Origin of the sequence: Streptomyces sp. NPDC127092 (assembly GCF_042722475.1) — a bacterium.
Classification (GTDB): Bacteria; Actinomycetota; Actinomycetes; order Streptomycetales; family Streptomycetaceae; genus Streptomyces.
Map to the genome: position 1 here is coordinate 19,221 of NZ_JBHXFE010000013.1, position 17,806 is coordinate 37,026.

General features: G+C 70.9%; 18 protein-coding genes. 16 read left to right on the forward strand and 2 right to left on the reverse strand.

Features of this window, described 5'->3' with window-relative positions:
- Positions 1-12 precede the first annotated feature (12 nt).
- The 14 genes from ACFWJO_RS13290 (at position 13) to ACFWJO_RS13355 (ending at position 12,975) form a co-directional block, all read left to right on the forward strand.
- Positions 13-930 (forward strand): ABC transporter ATP-binding protein, encoded by a 918-nt coding sequence (locus tag ACFWJO_RS13290; protein WP_386864818.1) that lies wholly within the window; start codon positions 13-15, stop codon positions 928-930.
- A complete protein-coding gene (locus ACFWJO_RS13295) occupies positions 927-1,697 on the forward strand; it encodes an MlaE family ABC transporter permease (RefSeq protein WP_386864819.1) in 771 nt (256 codons plus the stop codon). Before ACFWJO_RS13290 ends, ACFWJO_RS13295 begins: the two co-directional genes overlap by 4 nt.
- 2 nt (positions 1,698-1,699) lie before the next feature.
- Positions 1,700-2,524, forward strand: a complete 825-nt coding sequence (locus tag ACFWJO_RS13300; protein ID WP_386864820.1) for an MlaE family ABC transporter permease — start codon at positions 1,700-1,702, stop codon at positions 2,522-2,524.
- Positions 2,525-2,529: 5 nt separating this feature from the next.
- Positions 2,530-3,762, forward strand: coding sequence for an MCE family protein (locus ACFWJO_RS13305; protein ID WP_386864821.1), 1,233 nt, complete (start codon positions 2,530-2,532; stop codon positions 3,760-3,762).
- Positions 3,759-4,787 carry an MCE family protein gene (locus ACFWJO_RS13310; protein WP_386864822.1) on the forward strand — a complete coding sequence of 343 codons (1,029 nt, stop codon included), beginning with the start codon at positions 3,759-3,761 and terminating at the stop codon, positions 4,785-4,787. Before ACFWJO_RS13305 ends, ACFWJO_RS13310 begins: the two co-directional genes overlap by 4 nt.
- Positions 4,784-5,767, forward strand: coding sequence for an MCE family protein (locus ACFWJO_RS13315; RefSeq protein WP_386864823.1), 984 nt, complete (start codon positions 4,784-4,786; stop codon positions 5,765-5,767). The genes ACFWJO_RS13310 and ACFWJO_RS13315 overlap by 4 nt, the downstream gene beginning before the upstream one ends.
- Positions 5,764-6,903 carry an MCE family protein gene (locus ACFWJO_RS13320; protein ID WP_386864824.1) on the forward strand — a complete coding sequence of 380 codons (1,140 nt, stop codon included), beginning with the start codon at positions 5,764-5,766 and terminating at the stop codon, positions 6,901-6,903. The genes ACFWJO_RS13315 and ACFWJO_RS13320 overlap by 4 nt, the downstream gene beginning before the upstream one ends.
- Entirely contained in the window at positions 6,900-8,192 is a 1,293-nt protein-coding gene (locus tag ACFWJO_RS13325) for an MCE family protein (protein WP_386864825.1), read from the forward strand. Before ACFWJO_RS13320 ends, ACFWJO_RS13325 begins: the two co-directional genes overlap by 4 nt.
- Positions 8,189-9,379, forward strand: a complete 1,191-nt coding sequence (locus ACFWJO_RS13330; RefSeq protein ID WP_386864826.1) for an MCE family protein — start codon at positions 8,189-8,191, stop codon at positions 9,377-9,379. Before ACFWJO_RS13325 ends, ACFWJO_RS13330 begins: the two co-directional genes overlap by 4 nt.
- Positions 9,376-9,891 carry a hypothetical protein gene (locus tag ACFWJO_RS13335; protein ID WP_386864827.1) on the forward strand — a complete coding sequence of 172 codons (516 nt, stop codon included), beginning with the start codon at positions 9,376-9,378 and terminating at the stop codon, positions 9,889-9,891. Before ACFWJO_RS13330 ends, ACFWJO_RS13335 begins: the two co-directional genes overlap by 4 nt.
- A gap of 12 nt (positions 9,892-9,903) precedes the next feature.
- Positions 9,904-10,602 carry a hypothetical protein gene (locus ACFWJO_RS13340; protein WP_386864828.1) on the forward strand — a complete coding sequence of 233 codons (699 nt, stop codon included), beginning with the start codon at positions 9,904-9,906 and terminating at the stop codon, positions 10,600-10,602.
- A gap of 140 nt (positions 10,603-10,742) precedes the next feature.
- Positions 10,743-11,708: a GlxA family transcriptional regulator gene (locus ACFWJO_RS13345; protein WP_386864829.1), complete on the forward strand. Its 966-nt coding sequence runs from the start codon at positions 10,743-10,745 to the stop codon at positions 11,706-11,708.
- 12 nt (positions 11,709-11,720) lie between these two features.
- A complete protein-coding gene (locus ACFWJO_RS13350; RefSeq protein WP_386864830.1) occupies positions 11,721-12,350 on the forward strand; it encodes a DJ-1/PfpI family protein in 630 nt (209 codons plus the stop codon).
- Between the two features lie 22 nt (positions 12,351-12,372).
- The gene (locus tag ACFWJO_RS13355; protein ID WP_386864831.1) at positions 12,373-12,975 is read left to right on the forward strand and encodes a DUF2867 domain-containing protein; all 603 of its coding nucleotides are present in this window, start codon (positions 12,373-12,375) and stop codon (positions 12,973-12,975) included.
- Positions 12,976-13,001: 26 nt separating this feature from the next.
- Here the strand turns inward: ACFWJO_RS13355 and ACFWJO_RS13360 are convergent, their stop codons facing one another.
- Together ACFWJO_RS13360 and ACFWJO_RS13365 are read right to left on the reverse strand one after the other, a co-directional pair.
- Positions 13,002-13,349, reverse strand: a complete 348-nt coding sequence (locus ACFWJO_RS13360) for a hypothetical protein (RefSeq protein WP_386864832.1) — start codon at positions 13,347-13,349, stop codon at positions 13,002-13,004.
- On the reverse strand, positions 13,346-14,161 hold the full coding sequence (locus ACFWJO_RS13365) for a phytanoyl-CoA dioxygenase family protein (protein WP_386864833.1): 816 nt from the start codon (positions 14,159-14,161) through the stop codon (positions 13,346-13,348). Before ACFWJO_RS13365 ends, ACFWJO_RS13360 begins: the two co-directional genes overlap by 4 nt.
- A gap of 143 nt (positions 14,162-14,304) precedes the next feature.
- On the opposite strand from ACFWJO_RS13365, the gene ACFWJO_RS13370 reads away from it, so the two are divergent.
- A complete protein-coding gene (locus tag ACFWJO_RS13370) occupies positions 14,305-15,213 on the forward strand; it encodes a helix-turn-helix domain-containing protein (RefSeq protein ID WP_386864936.1) in 909 nt (302 codons plus the stop codon).
- 102 nt (positions 15,214-15,315) lie between these two features.
- The gene (locus ACFWJO_RS13375) at positions 15,316-17,733 is read left to right on the forward strand and encodes a SpoIIE family protein phosphatase (protein WP_386864937.1); all 2,418 of its coding nucleotides are present in this window, start codon (positions 15,316-15,318) and stop codon (positions 17,731-17,733) included.
- Positions 17,734-17,806 lie beyond the last annotated feature (73 nt).

The following is a 17,806-nucleotide window of genomic DNA, read 5'->3' on the forward strand; positions in this document are numbered from 1 at the left end:
AGGGTGAACCGGATGGGTGTCGAGATCTGCGTGGAAGGGCTGACCAAGTCCTTCGGCCACCAGGTCATCTGGCAGGACGTGTCCCTGACACTGCCCGCCGGCGAGGTGTCCGTCATGCTCGGCCCCTCCGGCACCGGCAAGTCGGTGTTCCTCAAGACACTGGTGGGCCTGCTCAAGCCGGAACGGGGATCGATACGGATCGTCGGCCAGGACATCACCAAGCTCCGCGAGCACGACCTGTACGAGGTGCGCAAGCTCTTCGGCGTGCTGTTCCAGGACGGCGCCCTGTTCGGGTCGATGAACCTCTACGACAACATCGCCTTCCCGCTGCGCGAGCACACCCGCAAGCCCGAGAGCGAGATCAGACGGATCGTCCTGGAGAAGATGGACATGGTCGGTCTGATCGGCGCCGAGGAGAAGCTGCCCGGTGAGATCTCCGGCGGGATGCGCAAGCGGGCGGGGCTCGCGCGGGCGCTGGTGCTCGACCCGGAGATCATCCTCTTCGACGAGCCGGACTCGGGGCTCGACCCGGTGCGGGTGGCCTATCTCAACCAGCTGATCGTCGACCTGAACGCGCAGATCGACGCGACCTTCCTGATCGTCACCCACGACATCGCCTCGGCCCGCCAGGTCCCGGACAACATCGGGCTGCTCTTCCGGCGCGAGCTGGTGATGTTCGGCCCGCGCGAGCAGCTCCTCACCAGCGACGAGCCGGTCGTACGGCAGTTCCTGGGCGGCCGGATGCAGGGACCGATCGGCATGGCCGAGGAGAAGGACGCGGCCCAGGTCGAGCAGGAGCTCGCCGGTCTGGGCGACGACGACCGGCCGGCCCCCGCCCTGCCGCCGCGCCTGCTGCCCGGCCCCGGGATCACCCGCCCGCCCCGCTGGCAGGCCATCGCCGACCGGGAGAAGGAGGACGGTGACGCATGAGCCTCTCCCCGAAAGCCGCCCTCCACCACTCCGGCAGCCTCTTCGCCATGGCCCTGGACGTCCTGCGCACCCTGCCCCGACGCCCCTTCCAGATACGGGAGTTCATCCAGCAGGCGTGGTTCGTCGCGTCCGTCACCATCCTGCCCACGGCCCTGGTCTCCATCCCCTTCGGCGCGGTCATCGCGCTGCAGATCGGGAGCCTGACCCGGCAGCTCGGCGCACAGTCGTTCTCCGGCGCCGCCTCCGTGCTCGCCGTACTGCGGGAGGCGTCCCCGATCGTCACGGCGCTGCTCATCGCCGGGGCGGGCGGTACCGCGATCTGCGCGGACCTCGGGGCGCGCAAGATCCGCGAGGAGATCGACGCCATGCAGGTCCTCGGCATCGACCCGATCCACCGGCTCGTCGTCCCCCGGGTGCTCGCCACCATGCTCGTCGCGGTGCTGCTGAACGGGCTGGTCTCGGTGGTCGGAGTGGCCGGCGGCTATTTCTTCAACGTCGTGATGCAGAACGGCACTCCCGGCGCCTACCTCGCCTCCTTCACCACCCTCGCCCAGCTGTCCGACCTGTGGGCGGCCGAGGTGAAGGCGCTGGTCTTCGGCGCCATCGCCGCGATCGTCGCCTCGTACAAGGGACTGACCGCCAAGGGCGGCCCCAAGGGCGTCGGCGACGCCGTGAACCAGTCCGTGGTCATCACCTTCATGTTGCTGTTCGTGACGAACTTCGTGCTGACCGCCGTCTACTTCCAGATCGTTCCGCAGAGGGGATGACGATGACTCTGCCCAACCCCCTCGGACGGGCCGGACGCTCCCTCGACGAGCTCGGCACCCAGCTGGTGTTCTACGGCCGGTCCCTCGCCTGGACCGGTCGCACCCTGCGCCGCTACAAGAAGGAGGTCCTGCGCCTGCTCGCCGAGGTGAGCTTCGGCCGCGGGGCACTGGCGGTCGTCGGCGGCACCGTCGGCGTCATCGCCTTCCTCTCCTTCTTCACCGGCACCGAGGTCGGCCTCCAGGGGTACGCCGCGCTCAACCAGCTGGGCACCTCCAACTTCGTGGCCTTCCTCTCCGCGTACTTCAACACCCGCGAGATCGCCCCGCTCGTCGCCGGGCTCGCGCTGTCGGCGACGGTCGGCGCGGGCTTCACCGCGCAGCTCGGCGCGATGCGGATCAGCGAGGAGACCGACGCCCTGGAGGTCATGGGCGTCCCGTCGCTGCCGTTCCTGGTCACCACCCGGATGATCGCCGGCTTCGTGGCCGTCATCCCGCTGTACGTGATCGGGCTGCTGTCCTCGTACTTCGCGGCCCGGACCATCACCACCGGCTACTACGGGCAGTCCGCGGGGACGTACGACCACTACTTCCAGCAGTACCTGCCGCCGGTCGACGTGCTGTGGTCCTTCGGCAAGGTGATCGTCTTCGCCGTCGTGATCATCCTGGTGCACTGCTACCACGGCTACTACGCGAGCGGCGGCCCGGCGGGCGTCGGTGTCGCGGTCGGGCGTGGCGTGCGCACCTCCATCGTGGCCGTCAACGTCCTCGACTTCTTCCTCAGCCTCGCGATCTGGGGCGCCACCACGACCGTACGGATTGCGGGGTAGGGCCGGTGCGCACCACCAGACTCAGGCTGTACGGGATCGTGTTCATCGCGGTCATCGCCCTGCTGCTCTCCCTGTCCGTGGCCGTCTACCAGCAGGTGTTCACCTCCGTCGTACGGATCACCCTGGAGGCCGACACCCTCGGCAACCAGCTGGAGCCCCGCGCCGACGTCAAGCTGCGCGGACTGCTCGTCGGCGAAGTGCGCGAGGTGACGGCCGACGGCGAGAAGGCGACGCTCGGCATCGCGCTCAGGCCCGAGCACGTCTCCCTCATCCCGTCCGACGTCCACGCCCGGCTGCTGCCCAAGACGCTGTTCGGCGAGAAGTACGTCGACCTCGTGGCCCCGCCCGGGCGGTCCTCGGCACGGCCCATCCGCGACGGCGACGTCATCACCCAGGACCGCACCACGGTCGGCATCGAACTCCAGCAGCTCATGAACGACCTGCTGCCGCTGCTCCGCACGGTGCGGCCCGCCGAGCTCAATGCCACCCTGTCCGCCTTCGCCACCGCGCTCGAAGGACGCGGCGACAGGATCGGCGACAACCTGGTCCGCCTCGAGGACTACCTGCGCCGGCTCAACCCGCACATGCCCTCCCTCAAGGAGGACATCTCGCGGTTCGCCGACGTGGCCGAGGTGTACGGCGAAGCCGCGCCCGACCTGCTGCGGATCCTGGACAACACCCTCACCACCAGCCGGACGATCGTCGAGAAGCGGGACCAGCTGTCCTCGCTGCTCACCGGGACCGCCACCGCCGCGGACACCACGGAGGGCGTCCTCGACGAGAACTCCGCGCGGCTCATCACCCTGGGCCGCGTCTCCCGCCCGACCCTCGCCCTCTTCGCGCGCTACTCGCCGGAGTACCCGTGCCTCCTCGCCGGGCTCGTGCGCCAGGAAGCCGCGTCCGAAGAGGCGTTCAGGGGCGGGAAGATGCGCATCACCCTCGAGATCGTCCGCTCCCGTCCCCCCTACCGACCCGGCGAGGAACCGCGCTATGCCGAACGATCCGGCCCCGACTGCCACGGGCTCCCCCACCCCCGCGTCCCGGCACCCGCGACCAAGCTCGACGACGGCACGTCGGCGAAGCCCCCGGGCGGTCCCGTCTCCGGTACGCCGGCCGAACAGCACGCCGTCGCCTCGCTCGTGGCCCCGGTCATGGGCGTGCCCGCCGACGAGGTGCCGGCGGTCACGACGCTCCTGTTCGGTCCGCTGGCACGAGGAACGGCGGTGAGTCACGCGTGAGCGCCCGGTCCACAGCCCCGCAGCTGATCAAGCTCGCCGTGTTCGCGGTGGTGACCGTCGCGGCGACCGCGGTCCTCGCGGCCACGATCGTCAATCTCTCCTTCACTCCCGAGGAGACCTACACGGCCGTCTTCAGCGATGTCACCAGCCTGGAGGAGGGCGACGACATCCGCGTCGCCGGAGTGCGCGTCGGTGAGGTGGAGGAGATCCGGATCAAGGACGGGAACCTCGCCGAGGTCACGTTCAGCGTCTCCCGCGACCGGCCGCTGCACACCACCAGCCGCGCCGTCATCCGCTACCGCAGCCTCGTCGGGCAGCGCTACATCGCCCTGACCGAAGGCACGGGCAAGGGCGAACGGCTCGCTCCCGGCGGACGCATCCCGCTCTCCCGCACCGAACCGGCCCTCGACCTCAACGCGCTGCTCGGCGGCTTCAAGCCGCTCTTCGCCGCCCTGAGCCCCGAGGACGTCAACCAGCTCGCCACCGAGATCGTCAGGACCCTCCAGGGCGAGGGCGGTACGGTCCGCAGCCTGCTCGCGCACACGGCCTCGCTCACCACCACGCTCGCCGAACGCGACAAGCTGATCGGATCCGTGATCACCAACCTCAACACCGTCCTGAAGACCGTCGACCAGCGCAGCACCCGCTTCTCCGACCTGCTCACGCAACTGCAACGGCTGATCTCGGGCCTCTCGGCCGACCGCAAGCCCATCGGCGAGTCGCTGGCAGGCATCAACGGGCTCACGGAGGCCACCTCGGGCCTCCTCAAGGACGCCCGGCCGCCCCTGAAGACCGACATCGCCGAACTGGCCGAGCTCACCGGCACCCTGAACGACCACGAGAAGACCGTGGAGGGCGTCCTTCAGAGGCTGCCGGGCAAGCTGAACAAGCTGACCGGCACCGCGTCGTACGGCTCCTGGTTCAACTTCTACCTCTGCGACTTCGACGGCCGGATCGTGCTGCCGAAGACGCAGGAGGTCATCACCCCCGAGCTCCATGTCGCCCGGGCGAGGTGCGGCCGATGATCCCCTTCCGCGAACGGAATCCCGTGGTCATCGGCGCCGCGGGCCTCACCACGATCGCTCTGCTCATCGCCGCCGCGTTCAACGTCGAGAGCCTTCCGCTCATCGGCGGCGGCGACACCTACAGCGCGGCCTTCCCCGAGGCCGGCGGGCTGCGGCCCGGCGACGAGGTACGGATCGCCGGCGTCAAGACCGGCAAGGTCGACGACGTCGAGCTGGCCGGCGACCACGTCAAGGTGACCTTCCGGGTCACCGGAGACCCGGAACTCGGCAGCAGGACCGGCGCGTCCATCCGGATCAAGACGATCCTGGGCGCGAAGTACCTCGCGCTCGACCCGAAGGGGCCCGGCCGGATGAAGCCGGGCAGTGAGATCCCGCTGAGCCGCACGGTCCCCGCGTACGACGTGGTCGAGGCCTTCAGCGACCTCACGACCACCACGGAACAGATCGACAGGCAGCGCCTCGCCACCGCCCTGGACACCCTCTCCACCACCTTCGAGGACTCCCCGGCCGAGGTCAGGGCATCCATCCAGGGGCTCTCGCGGATCTCCCGCACCGTCGCCTCCCGCGACGAGGCGCTGCGCGAACTCCTCGGCCACGCGAACGGCGTCACCGGTGTACTCGCCACCCGGAAAGAGGAGTTCGGCAGGCTGGTGAAGGACGGCGACAAGCTGTTCAAGGAGATCGAGTCCCGACGCCAGGTCATCCACGCCCTGCTCAGGAGCTCCGTCGCGCTCGGCGTCCAGCTCTCCGGTCTCGTCGCCGACAACCGCGCCACGATCGGACCGGCGCTCACCCGTCTGAACACCGTGGTCAGGATGCTGGAACGCAACCAGGCGAGCCTCGACCGGAGCGTCCAGCTCCTCGCGCCCTTCGCCAGGCTCTTCACCAACACCCTCGGCAACGGCCGGTGGTTCGACAGCTACATCCAGAACCTGGTCGCCCCCGGACCGGTGACCCCCCGGACAGGAGGATCACGATGAAGCGCCTGTGGTCCGTCGTCGCCGTGCTCGCGGTCGCGGCCGCCCTGGTCGTCGTCCTGCTGCCCCGGGAGTCGACCGTCCGGGTGACCGCGTACTTCCCGCGCACGGTCGGCATCTACCCCGGCTCCGACGTACGCGTGCTCGGCGTCCGCATCGGAGAGGTCAAGGAGATCACGCCGGAGGGCGACCGGGTGCGCGTCGAGCTGGAGTACGAAGCGCGGTACAAGGTCCCGCCGGACGCCAAGGCGGCCATCATCAACTCCTCGGTGGTCAGCGACCGTTACCTCCAGCTGCTGCCCGTCCACCGGGGCGGCCCGGCCATGCGGAGCGGCGCCGTGATCCCCCTCCACCGCACCGCGGTGCCGGTCGAGCTGGACCGCGTCTTCGACAGCCTCCGCATGACCTCGGACGCGCTGGGCCCGAAGGGCGCCAACAAGGACGGTTCGCTGTCCCGGCTGCTGGCCGTCAGCGCCGACAACCTCCAGGGCCAGGGCGACCGGCTGAACCAGACGGTCCAGGACCTCTCGCAGACGGTCACCACCCTGTCCGACGGCCGGCAGGACCTCTTCGGGACGGTACGGAACCTGCAGGTGTTCACCGCCGCGCTGGCCGCCGACGACGCCTCCGTACGGTCGTTCAACGACAGCCTCGCCAAGGTGGCCGAACAGCTGGCGGGGGAACGCAAGGACCTCGCCGCGGCGATCAAGCACCTGGCGGCGGCGCTCGCCGACGTGTCCGACTTCGTGAAGAAGAACAAGAAGGCACTCACCGCCGACGTGAAGGGACTCGCCGACGTGACCAAGGTGCTCGTCACCCAGCGCGCCGCCCTGGAGGAGCTGCTCGCCGTCGCCCCGGCCGGCCTGTCCAATCTGCAGAACGCCTACAACGCCTCCTCCGGCACGCTCGACACCCGCGGCAACCCCGAACAGCTCCAGGACCCGGCCGCCCTGCTGTGTTCCCTGCTGAAGACGACCGGGGAGAAGGCCGGGGAGGCCGACTGCCGGAACCTGAAGAACCTGTTCGACTCGCTGCCCGAGCCGCCCGAGGCCGACCCCCTGACCGGAGCGGCGCTCCCCGTGGCGGGAACGGCCTCGACGGACCGGACGCTCGGCGGAATCCTGGAGGCCCGCACATGAAGGCTCCCCGAAAAGCGGTGGTGTGGGCGGCCTCCGGTTCCCTCCTGCTCACCGGCTGTGAGTTCAACGGTCTTTACGACGTGCCGCTGCCCGGCGGCGCCGCCGCCGACGGCCACAGCTACCGGATCACGGTCGAGTTCCGGGACGTCCTCGACCTCGTGCCCCAGTCCACGGTGAAGGTGAACGACGTCACCGTCGGCTCCGTCGAGAAGGTGGAACTGGCCGGCTGGCACGCCCGGGTCCGCCTGCGCGTCTCCGGCTCCGTCAAGCTGCCCGGCAACGCGGTCGCCGAGCTGCGGCAGACCAGCATGCTCGGCGAGAAGTACGTGTCGCTGTCCGCGCCGGCGGACACCGCCCCCGTCGGCCGCCTCACCGACGGCGCGACGATCCCGCTGTCCCGCAGCGGCCGCAACCCCGAGATCGAGGAGGTCCTTTCGGCCCTGTCGGCCCTGCTCAACGGCGGTGGAGTCGCCCAGCTCAAGACCATCACCGTCGAGCTGAACAAGGCCCTCGAAGGCCGCGAGGACCGGGTCGCCGCCCTGCTCGCCGAGCTGGACACCTTCATCGGCGGCCTCGACACGCAGAAGAAGGAGATCGTCCGCGCCCTGCAGGGCATCGACCGGCTGTCCGCGACCCTCGCCAGGGAGAAGAAGACGATCGGCCAGGCCCTCACCACCGTGCCGCCCGCCCTGAAGGTCCTGGCCGACCAGCGGACCAGACTCACCGCCATGCTCACGTCGTTGTCGAACCTCGGCGCGACGGGCACCAAGGTGATCAACGCCTCGCGCGCCGATGTGATCGCCAACCTGCGGGCTCTGCAGCCGATCCTCCGGCAGCTGAACAAGGCCGGCGCTGATCTGCCCAACTCCCTGGAGCTCCTGACGACCTACCCGTTCCCCCGCAACGTGGTCGACGCCGTCAAGGGCGACTACGTCAACCTCAAGGTCACCGCCGACCTCGACCTGCGCAGCCTCTACGGCAACCTGACCGAGGCCCCCGCAAAGCCGGGAACGCCCGCGCGGCCGGGGAAGCCCACGGATCCCGGACTTCCGGACCTGCCCGCCCCCGGGCTCCCGGACCTGCCGACCGCCCCGGCGCTCCCCGGCGCCCCCCTGCCGTCCGCGACCCCGGGCGTCCCGCGAGCCCCCGGCGAGGACGGCGACCTGGGCTGCCTGCCGCTGTGCACGTCCACCGACCCCATCGCGTACGGCAGGAGCGAAAGCGGCCTCCCGGACAACGGGGTCGACCTCGATCTCGCCGAACTGCTGCTGAAGGGACTGGTGCCGTGATCACCCGCACGGTCAGGGCGCAGCTGCTCGCCTTCGCCCTCGTCACCGCCGTCGGGGTGTCCTACGTCGGCGCCGAGTACACCGGTCTGGTCGACCGTGTCCTCGACCGCGGATACACCGTACGGGCCGAGTTCGCCGACTCCGGAGGCATCTACGCCGGAGCCGAGGTGACCTATCGCGGGGTGCCCGTGGGCCGCGTGGGAGAGCTGCGGCTGACCGGGGCCGGCGGTGTCTCCGTCGAGCTGCGCCTGGAGGACCACCCGGCGATCCCGGCCGACACGCTGGCCGTGGTGGCGAACCGCTCCGCCGTGGGCGAGCAGTACGTGGATCTCCAGCCGCGCTCCGCTGACGGCCCCGCACTGCGCGACGGCAGCACCATCCCGCGCCGGAACACCCGGGTTCCGGTGCCGACCACCGAGATGATCCTCAGCCTGGACCGGCTCGTCGACTCGGTCGGCAAGGAGGACCTGAGGACCACGGTCGACGAACTGGGCAAGGCCTTCTCCGGCACCGGCCCGCATCTCACCCGGCTGGTCGACTCGGGCAACGCCCTGGTCGAGTCGGCGTCCGGCTCGCTCCCCGAGACGATCGCGCTGATCGAGGACTCCCGGAAGGTCCTGAAGACCCAGGCCGACCAGGGCTCGGCGATCACGTCCTTCTCGCACGACCTGGCCGACCTCACCGGCCAGTTGAAGGCGAGCGACGGCGACATCCGCGCCCTGCTCGGCAGCGGTTCCTCCGCCGCCCAGGAGGTGACCGGGCTGATGCGGGACACCCGGCCCCACCTCCCCGTCCTGCTCGGCAACCTGATCAGCGGCGGCCAGATCACCCTCGCCCGGCTGCCCGGCGTGGAACAGGTCCTCGTCACCTTTCCCGTGGTGGTCTCGGGCAGCTACACCGTCGTCCCCGGAGACGGCACCACCCACTTCGGCCTGGTCGTCAACGCCGACGACCCGCCGCCCTGCCGCCAGGGCTACCCCACCCAGCGCCGCGATCCCGCGGACACCTCCGACCGCCCGGCCGACACCCGTGCCCGCTGCACCGCTCCGCGCGGCGGAACCACGTCGGTACGCGGCGCCCAGAACGCTCCCGGAAGCCGGCAGGTCGTCATCGGCTCGACCGGCGGAGCACAGCACGTGTTCGGAAAGGACTCCTGGCAATGGCTGCTCGTAGGACCCATGGCATGACCCGCGTACTGTTCGCCCGCGCGGCCCGGCCGCTGCGCCGCCGGGCGGCCCTGGCGGTGCTCGCCGTCCTGGCCGCCGTACTGACGGCCTCCGCCGTCCTTCTGGGCGTCGGGCTGTACGAGCGTCAGGAGGAGGACCGGCGGCACCAGGACATCCTGGCCGCCGCCCGTCAGTCGGCGCTCAACTTCACCTCGCTGGACTACCGGCACTACGAACGGGACAGCAAGAACGTCCTGGACGGCGCGACCGGTGAGTTCAAGCAGCAGTTCGCGGCCCAGACCACGCAGCTCACGAAGATCGTCGCCGACAACAAGTCGGTCTCGGAGGGCCAGATCCTCGACGCGGGGATCGCGCGGGCCGACGAACGCTCCGCCCGGGTCCTGGTGGTGGCCGACAGCAAGGTCACCAACGTCGCCGCCCCCCAGGGCACCTCCCGCAACTACCGCCTTCAGCTCGACCTCGTCCTCGAGGACGGCCGGTGGCTGACGTCGAACGTCGAATTCGTCGGCTGACAGGAGAAGAACGTGCCGAACCCGACCCTGCGCGCGGCGACCCTCCGCGCCGCCGCGAAACGCGCCGAGCGGGCGCGGAACACCGACGAGTCCCCCGCCCCGAAGCCGGAGCGCACTGCGCCGGAGAAGCCTGCCCGCACGGCGCCCGGGAAGCCTGCTCGCACGGCGCCCGGGAAGCCGGCCCCGGCAGGCGGCGCCCGGCCCGGGCCGCCGGCCGCGGTGCTCGCCGTCCTGGCCGTCCTGGTCGTCCTCGGCATGGTCGCCACGGCCGTCCTCGGGTGGCAGTACCGGCAGGCCGAACGCGCGGCACAGGCACGCACGGCCGCGCTCGCCGCGGCACACCGGGCGGCCCCGGCCATCCTGTCGTACGACTACCGCCACCTTGACCGGGACTTCGCCGCCGCCCGCTCCCACCTCACCGCACCGTTCCTCGACGAGTACGGCAAGACCACCACGACCGTGGTCGCGCCGACGGCCAAGCGCTACCACGGCGTGGTCAAGGCCACGGTCGCCAAGCCCCCGAGCGGCGACACCTCCCCGGCGGCATCGGTGGTGTCGTCCTCTCCGGACGAGGTCGTCGTCCTGCTCTTCATGAACCAGGTCACCACCAGCACCCAGGTCCCCACCCCACGCCTGGACCTCAACCGCGTACGCATGACGCTCGTCCGGGACCCGGCGGGGTGGAAGGTCAGCGCGGTGGACGCGCTGTAGGCACGGGCGTCGCGCGGTGCATCACCGCACGACCCAGCCGCGGCGCTCGGCCGGCCGACGCACCGGGCCGACGGGTGATGGCGCGAAGTGTGGGACGGGTGTCGTTGACGTCGCTCCGCCGAGGGCCGCAGGCTTGAGTGGTGGATCGACAGCGCATCGTGTTCGTGGTCTTCGAGGGGTTCCAGTCACTCGACCTCGCCGGACCGCTCGAGGTGTTCCAGCAGGCCGGCCGGCTCCGTCCCGGATACGTCTGCGAGATCGTGGGCCCAGCGCGTGGGCTGGTGCGGTCGGACGGCGGTCTGCGGATACACGCTGACCACGGCATCGGCGATCTGGACCCCGACGGGGTCGACACCCTCGTGGTGGTGGGCGGCAGCGGGGTCGACAGGGCCCGGTCGGACCGGGCCCTGGTGGGATGGATCGCCGCCGCCGGAGCGACAGCCCGCCGGGTGACGTCGGTATGCAGTGGCGTGTTCCTGCTCGCCGCAGCCGGGTTGGCCACGGACCACAGGGTCACCACGCACTGGAGCCGTGACGGGCAGATCAAGGACGAGCACCCGGAGTTGGACGTCGATACCCATCCGATCTTCATCCATGACAGGCGGGTATGGACCTCGGCCGGGGTGACCGCCGGCATGGATCTGGCGCTCGCCCTGGTGGAGGACGACCTCGGCCCGAACGTCGCCCACACCATCGCCCAGGAACTGGTGCTGTTCCTGCGCCGACCGGGAAACCAGGCACAGTTCAGTGTCCCGTTGTGGTCGGCCCAGCCGTCCACCGACCCGATCCGGGCCGCGGTCTCGGCGGTCCACGCCGACCCCGGCGCCCCGCACACCATCGGCCACCTGGCCGCGCGAGCCGGGCTCAGCCCGCGTCACCTGCAGCGAAGGTTCACCGCCGAGCTCGGCGTCCCGCCGGCCGAGTACGTGGAGCGCGTACGCATCGAGGCCGCCCGGCGCGCCCTGGCCGAGGGCACCGATCCCGTCTCGGCCATCGCCCGCCGGTGTGGCCTGGGCACCGCCGAGTCGCTGCGGCGGGCGTTCCACCGCCACCTCGGGGTGGCACCGTCCGACTACCGGGACCGATTCCGCTCGACACGGAAGTAACGGGGAACACTCATGACCACTTACGGCTTGCTGATCTTCGAAGGTGCCGAGGAACTGGACTTCACCGGACCGTGGGAGGTGTTCACCTCCTCCTCGATGCTACGCGGACACGCCGACACCTCGGTTCTGATAGCGGAGCACTCCGGCCCTGTGCGCTGTAACAAGGGCATGCGGGTGATCCCGGATCACACGCTCGAGGACCATCCGCGGCTGGACGTCCTCCTGGTCCCCGGCGGCAACGGCACCCGCCGTCAGGTGAGCAACCCGGCGCTGATCGCATGGATCGCCCAGGCGTCCGCCGACGCCACCTGGGTCACCAGCGTGTGCACCGGCGCGCTTCTCCTGCACGAGGCCGGTCCGGCCCGTGGCCGACGGGTGGCCACCCACCATGCGTTCGAGGACACCCTGGAGTCCCGCGGCGACATCACCGTGGTTCGTGACGCGCGTTACGTCGTGGACGGGAACCTGGTCACCAGTCAGGGGGTGTCCGCCGGGATCGACATGGCCCTCTGGCTGATCGGCCGGCTCCACGGACGCGAACACGCCCGCGCGGTGCGCCGGTACATCCAGTACGAGCCCGCGCCGCCCTACCTCGCCGATGAACCGCTTCCGTCCCCATGTCGTGGTGGACGGATGGGATGAGCCACACCTGGAGGACCACGAAATGAGACTCCCGAACACGGCGCACACCTCCCGGCCGTGGCGGATCCATGAGATCACGCCCGACTTCCGCCTCTACGACGTGTGGGCGCTGCCGACGCCCGGAGGTCCTGACGACTTCCCGCATCTGGTGCGGCAGACAACCGTGGGCGACACGTCCGACAACCCGTCCTGGGTCGCACGCACGCTCTTCGCGATCCGCTGGAAACTCGGGAAGCTGCTCGGCTGGGACGAACCCGACTCCGGAGTCGGCTCCCGGGTGCCGACGCTGCGCGACCGGCTGCCGGAAGATCTGCGTGACGGCCGGCCCGGACCCGAGTTCAGCCGCCTGCCGTTCCGCTCGGTCTACCTGACGGACGACGAGTGGGCGTCGGAGATGAGCAACCGCACCATGCACGGCGTGATGCACCTGAGCTGGGTCCCGGACGGAGCGGGAGGCTACCGCGGCCAGATGGCCGTGCTGGTGAAGCCGAACGGCCTGTTCGGGAAGGCCTACATGGCCGCGATCGGGCCGTTCCGGCACCTGCTCGTGTACCCGCCGCTGATGCGAGGCATCGCATCCGAGTGGCGAGCCGACCCGCCCCGGAACCCCACGCCCGCGCCCTGAGGGCCGCAGGCCTGGGCGACGACGCTCTACGAGCGATCGACGACGGACCGTACGTCGACCATCCGTTCGAAGAAGAACTCGTGCTTGAGGAAGGAGACGTCGTACTCGTGACCCGGGTACGGCGGAATCAGCTGGGCGGCCTGGAACAGCCGCCAGCCGTCCCGGAGCGCGGCCACCCCCGACTCGTACGGCGGCTCGTCGCTGTCGCCCGTGGTGGGTGAGGTGCGGCCGGTGCCGTCGTAGCGCGACCAGCCGACGACGTAGGAGTCCAGCGCCGAGTCCGCCAGGTACAGCACGAGCACCTGCTGCCGCAGCACCGGGGCGGTGGCGTCCGCGGTGTCCGCTCGCGCGGGAAGGATCGCTTCGGTCGTCATGCCACGGTTCCCTTCGGGCGGTTGGAGACCCTGGTCACCCAGTGGTCGAGGTCGAAGCCGTCGTCGCCGGTCAGCTCCCGCCACAACAGGATGCGGTTGTACCGCTCCAGCCGGCCGGTCGCTCCCTCGTACCACGGGAACATCGCGTCCAGCTCCGCGGTCACCTGCGGGCAGTGGAGATCCGCGGTGTCCCACAGACGTCGTTGACGCACCCGGGGATTGAAGCGGATCTTGAACATGTAGCGGAGGGTGTCGCTGTCGTTGCGCCGGCCCCCGTGCCAGATGCCGTGGTGCAGAAACACCACTGTGCCGGCCGGGCAGACCAACCGGTCCTGACCGCGCAGGTTCTGGTAGCGGCCGGTGTCCGATTCGTTGGTCCGCCGCAGATGGCTGCCCGGGACGCTGAGCGTTCCGCCCATCTCCAGCGTCACGGCCTGCGGGTAGTACATCAACTGGACGTCGAAGGCGTCCGGCCGGACGTCGATGATGGCGTCCCCGTGCAACGGCTGCGCGGCGCCGCCGTGGGGCTCGCGGGTGTGCACGAAGTGGTGGTCCACCCACGGCTCCGGGCCGACCAGGCTGCGCAGGGCCCCTGCCACTCGCGGCAGTTCCAGCAGCCTGCGGACGAAGGTGCCGTTCGCGTACGCCTCGGACAGCGGCGTCCCGTACGGCACCGGCGGCACTCCGTCCGCCAGTACCGCCATGCCCTCGGCGTTCATCTCCGCCGGGACGACCGCGTCCAGCCGTAGCGACCCGGACGCCACGAAGCGCGCCATCTTTACCGAGTTCAGCAGTTCCTGCCTCTTCTCCATGACCGCCACGCTAGGGCCCACCGGCGCACACCGCGTGGGCCGCGTTCACCCTCCACTGGTCGATTCTCACCATGTCGTCCGACACGTACGTCGAACCCCACCCCAGGAGTGGGCGGCGCGGGCCGTGGGTAGAGCACGTGACCATGCAGACGGTCCTCGCCCATCTCGACGAGCCTCCCGCCGTCGCCGCCCTCGGTATCGGCGTCCACGGTCCGGCCGGCCAGGTGGACGTCTTCTTGCTGCCGGACCTCTGGCAGCTCCATCTGTACGACTACGACGCCGACTTGACGGTCGGCGGAACCGAGCACGCGATCCGCCCCGGGCGGGTCAGCCTCGTGCCGCCCGGAACAGAGGTGCGCTACCGCTACCGAGGCCGTTCCGAACACCTCTACGCCCACCTCCGCCTGGGCACGGTCGGAACACCCCACAGGATTCCCGTGATCCAGCCCACCGGGCACGAGCTCGACCTGCTCACCGCACAGTTGCGGCAGGCACTGGCCGCCTGGCCGAACACCCCGGCCGGGGCCACCGCCGAGGTGTGGGCCGCCCTGTGGCGGATCGCCCGGCTCACGCCCCTGCGGGAGCAGAGCGCCCGAGCCGTCCATCCGGCGGTGGCGACCGCGACGGCCCTGATCGAGGCACGACTGGCGGAGTCCCTGACGGTGCCGGAGATCGCGAAGGCGGCCGGCGTCTCCCACAACCACCTGACCCGGCTCTTCCGCGCCGCCACCGGGGAAACCGTCGTCGGCTACATCCGGGCCCGCCGGATGGAGCGCGCCCGCCATTTCCTGCGGGCCACCACGCTCTCCATCCCCGCCGTCGCCGCCTCGGTCGGCATCCCCGACCTCCAGGCATTCAACAAGGCCTGCCGCCGCGAACTGGGGGCGTCACCGCGCGGGATCCGTACCGCCGGTCCCGCCCCGCGCGACGACTCGATCCTCCGGACGGACGGACGTGCGGACACGCGGACAGCACGGCAGGCCGGGGCAGCGCGGGTACAGGGCACCCCCGGCGCCGGTCACGCGAAGCCCACCACCCGATACGAGCCGTGACCGATCGCAGCGCACCGGACGGAGCGGACCTAGGCTGGAAGCAGCCGCGGGAAACCGGTCCTGGTGAGCACCGCTGTCCGGACGGAGGCGTGGCGCGTGGAGATGGCCGCCAAGCAGGATGCCCCGACCGCCGCCGTCGTGGTCGATCCGGACGGCATGGTGAGCGGCTGGAGCGAGGGCGGGCGACTGCTGCTGGGCTGGACGGCGGAGGAGACCGTGGGGCGGCCCGTGACCGACCTGCTGGCCGACCGCCCACCCGACTCCCCCGAGAACCACGGCATCGGCTCCGGCCCCACGGGGGTCGTCGCGCTGCGCCACCGGGACGGTTCCACGGTGGACGCCGTGCTGAAGGCTCATCCGCTGCGCGGCGCGGACGGCCGTGCGCTGGGTCACGTGCTGAGCGCCCAGCCGTGGGGGCGCCGCCCCGTGATCGCCGACCGGGCCTTCGAGCAGTGTCCCTTCGCCCTGGGCGTCTACGACCCTGAGCTGCGGTTCCTGTGGGTCAACGCCTCCGCGTGCCGGGTGATGGCGCACTCCGAGGAGCAGGTGCTCGGTGAGAAGTACCGCGAGCTGTTCCCCGAACTGGACGACATGGCCTACACCGACAAGCTCTCCGAGGTGGCGAGGACGGGCCGACCCGCCCGTCTCATCACGGTCTTCCGCCCGCTCGGCAGCAACTACGCCAACGCCTGGGCCACCAGCATGTGGCCCGTCCGGGATGCCGAGGGCAGGATCCGCGCGGTCGCCAACTGGGGATTCGACATGAGCGCCGAGTACTGGGCCCGGCAGCGCCTGCTCATCCTCAACGAGGCCAGCGGCGGCATCGGCCGGACGCTCGACGTGCTCGGCACCGCCCAGGAACTGGCCAGGACCCCGGTGCCGGGATTCGCCGACCTCGTCACCGTGGATCTCTTCGACGAGGTGCTGCGCGGAGAGGAACCGCCCTCCGCGACCGCGTCCGCCCCCGGGGAGACCATCGCGCTCAGCCGTGCCGCCCGGCACAGCGCGAAGGAGGACACCGACCGGGCACCCGGGCCCACGACGCCGGTCAGCCACGCTCCCGGTTCCGTCGCCGCCCGCTGCATGGCCACCGGAAGGTCCACGGTCGAGCTCGCCTCAGATCCAGGCCAGGGCGGTGAATGGGCCTTCGGGCCCGGGCTCGCCGCCGACCCGGCCCACTGGCCACCGGGCACCCCGTTGATCGACGGGTCCATCGCCGCGGACGGGCTGACCGGCCGGATCACGGTGCCGCTCCGGGCGCGCGGCGCGCTGCTCGGCGTCGTCGCCTTCTCCCGCCGCGACCGTCCCGAGGCCTTCACCGCCGACGACCTGATCCTCGCCGAAGAGCTGACCGCCAAGGCAGCCGTCGCCATCGACAACGCCCGCCGGTACTCTCGCGAGCGCACGACCGCGCTGACCCTGCAACGCAGCCTGCTGCCGCAGGTGCTGCCGAACCAGGAGGCGGTCGAGGTGGCGTCCCGCTATCTGCCCGGCGGGACCGGCGCGGAAGTGGGCGGTGACTGGTTCGACGTCGTCCCGCTGTCCGGCGCCCGAGTCGCCCTGGTCGTCGGCGACGTCGTCGGCCACGGCCTGCACGCCTCGGCGAGCATGGGCCGGCTGCGCACGGCGGTCCGCACCCTCGCCGACGTCGACCTGCCGCCGGACGAGCTGCTGACCCACCTGGACGACCTGGTCCTCCACCTCGCCGACGACCTCCGGTCCGCCGGCCACTTCCAGCCGACGGGTGAGTCCGGGGCCACCTGCCTGTACACCGTCTACGACCCCGTCTCCCGGCGCTTCACGCTGGCGAGCGCCGGCCATCCGCTGCCGCTGGTCATCTCCCCGGACGGCACCAGGACACCGGTGCCCGCACAGCCGGGACCGCCGCTCGGCATCGGTGGCCTGCCTTTCGAGGCCACCGAGCTGGAACTGCCCGAGGGCAGCCTGCTCGCCCTCTACACCAACGGACTGGTGGAAAGCCGCGAGCGCGACGTCGACCAGCGGATCGCCGAACTGCAGGGGGTCCTGAACCACTCGGCCACCTCACTGGAGGCCCTGTGCGACACGGTGACGGACGCCATGCTCACCGAACGCCGCACCGACGACGCCGCCCTGCTGCTCGCTCGCACCCACGCGCTGGATCCCGACCACGTCGCCGTCTGGGACGTCGAGCCCGACCCCGCGCAGGTGCCGCGCATCAGGAAGTCCGCCATCGAACAGGTGGACGCCTGGGGCCTGGAGGAGGCGTCGTTCATCACCGAACTGGTCGTCAGCGAGCTGGTCACCAACGCCATCAGATACGGCGAGCCGCCGATCAGGCTGCGGCTGATTCGCGATACCTCCCTGATCTGCGAGGTCTCCGACGCGAGCAACACCTCTCCGCACCTGCGCCGGGCCCGCCTCTTCGACGAGGGCGGCCGGGGCCTGTTGCTCGTCGCCCAGCTCACCCAGGGGTGGGGCACCCGGCACACCACCCACGGCAAGACGATCTGGTGCGCCCAGGCCCTCCCCCTCCCCTAGCTCCAGCCGGGCTTGGGTCCGAGCCGTTCTGTGACGCTCCTGGTTCCTCGGTGCCGTCACCGGCCCGTCGGCA

Excerpts from the sequence above, each read along its gene's own strand:
- ACFWJO_RS13315 (WP_386864823.1), top strand. The coding sequence starts at position 4,784 with ATGATCCCCTTCCGCGAACGGAATCCCGTGGTCATCGGCGCCGCGGGC.
- ACFWJO_RS13355 (WP_386864831.1), top strand. The coding sequence starts at position 12,373 with ATGAGACTCCCGAACACGGCGCACACCTCCCGGCCGTGGCGGATCCAT.
- ACFWJO_RS13335 (WP_386864827.1), top strand. The coding sequence starts at position 9,376 with ATGACCCGCGTACTGTTCGCCCGCGCGGCCCGGCCGCTGCGCCGCCGG.
- ACFWJO_RS13320 (WP_386864824.1), top strand. The coding sequence starts at position 5,764 with ATGAAGCGCCTGTGGTCCGTCGTCGCCGTGCTCGCGGTCGCGGCCGCC.
- ACFWJO_RS13350 (WP_386864830.1), top strand. The coding sequence starts at position 11,721 with ATGACCACTTACGGCTTGCTGATCTTCGAAGGTGCCGAGGAACTGGAC.
- ACFWJO_RS13300 (WP_386864820.1), top strand. The coding sequence starts at position 1,700 with ATGACTCTGCCCAACCCCCTCGGACGGGCCGGACGCTCCCTCGACGAG.
- ACFWJO_RS13365 (WP_386864833.1), bottom strand. The coding sequence starts at position 14,161 with ATGGAGAAGAGGCAGGAACTGCTGAACTCGGTAAAGATGGCGCGCTTC.
- ACFWJO_RS13325 (WP_386864825.1), top strand. The coding sequence starts at position 6,900 with ATGAAGGCTCCCCGAAAAGCGGTGGTGTGGGCGGCCTCCGGTTCCCTC.
- ACFWJO_RS13370 (WP_386864936.1), top strand. The coding sequence starts at position 14,305 with ATGCAGACGGTCCTCGCCCATCTCGACGAGCCTCCCGCCGTCGCCGCC.
- ACFWJO_RS13295 (WP_386864819.1), top strand. The coding sequence starts at position 927 with ATGAGCCTCTCCCCGAAAGCCGCCCTCCACCACTCCGGCAGCCTCTTC.
- ACFWJO_RS13375 (WP_386864937.1), top strand. The coding sequence starts at position 15,316 with ATGGCCGCCAAGCAGGATGCCCCGACCGCCGCCGTCGTGGTCGATCCG.
- ACFWJO_RS13290 (WP_386864818.1), top strand. The coding sequence starts at position 13 with ATGGGTGTCGAGATCTGCGTGGAAGGGCTGACCAAGTCCTTCGGCCAC.
- ACFWJO_RS13360 (WP_386864832.1), bottom strand. The coding sequence starts at position 13,349 with ATGACGACCGAAGCGATCCTTCCCGCGCGAGCGGACACCGCGGACGCC.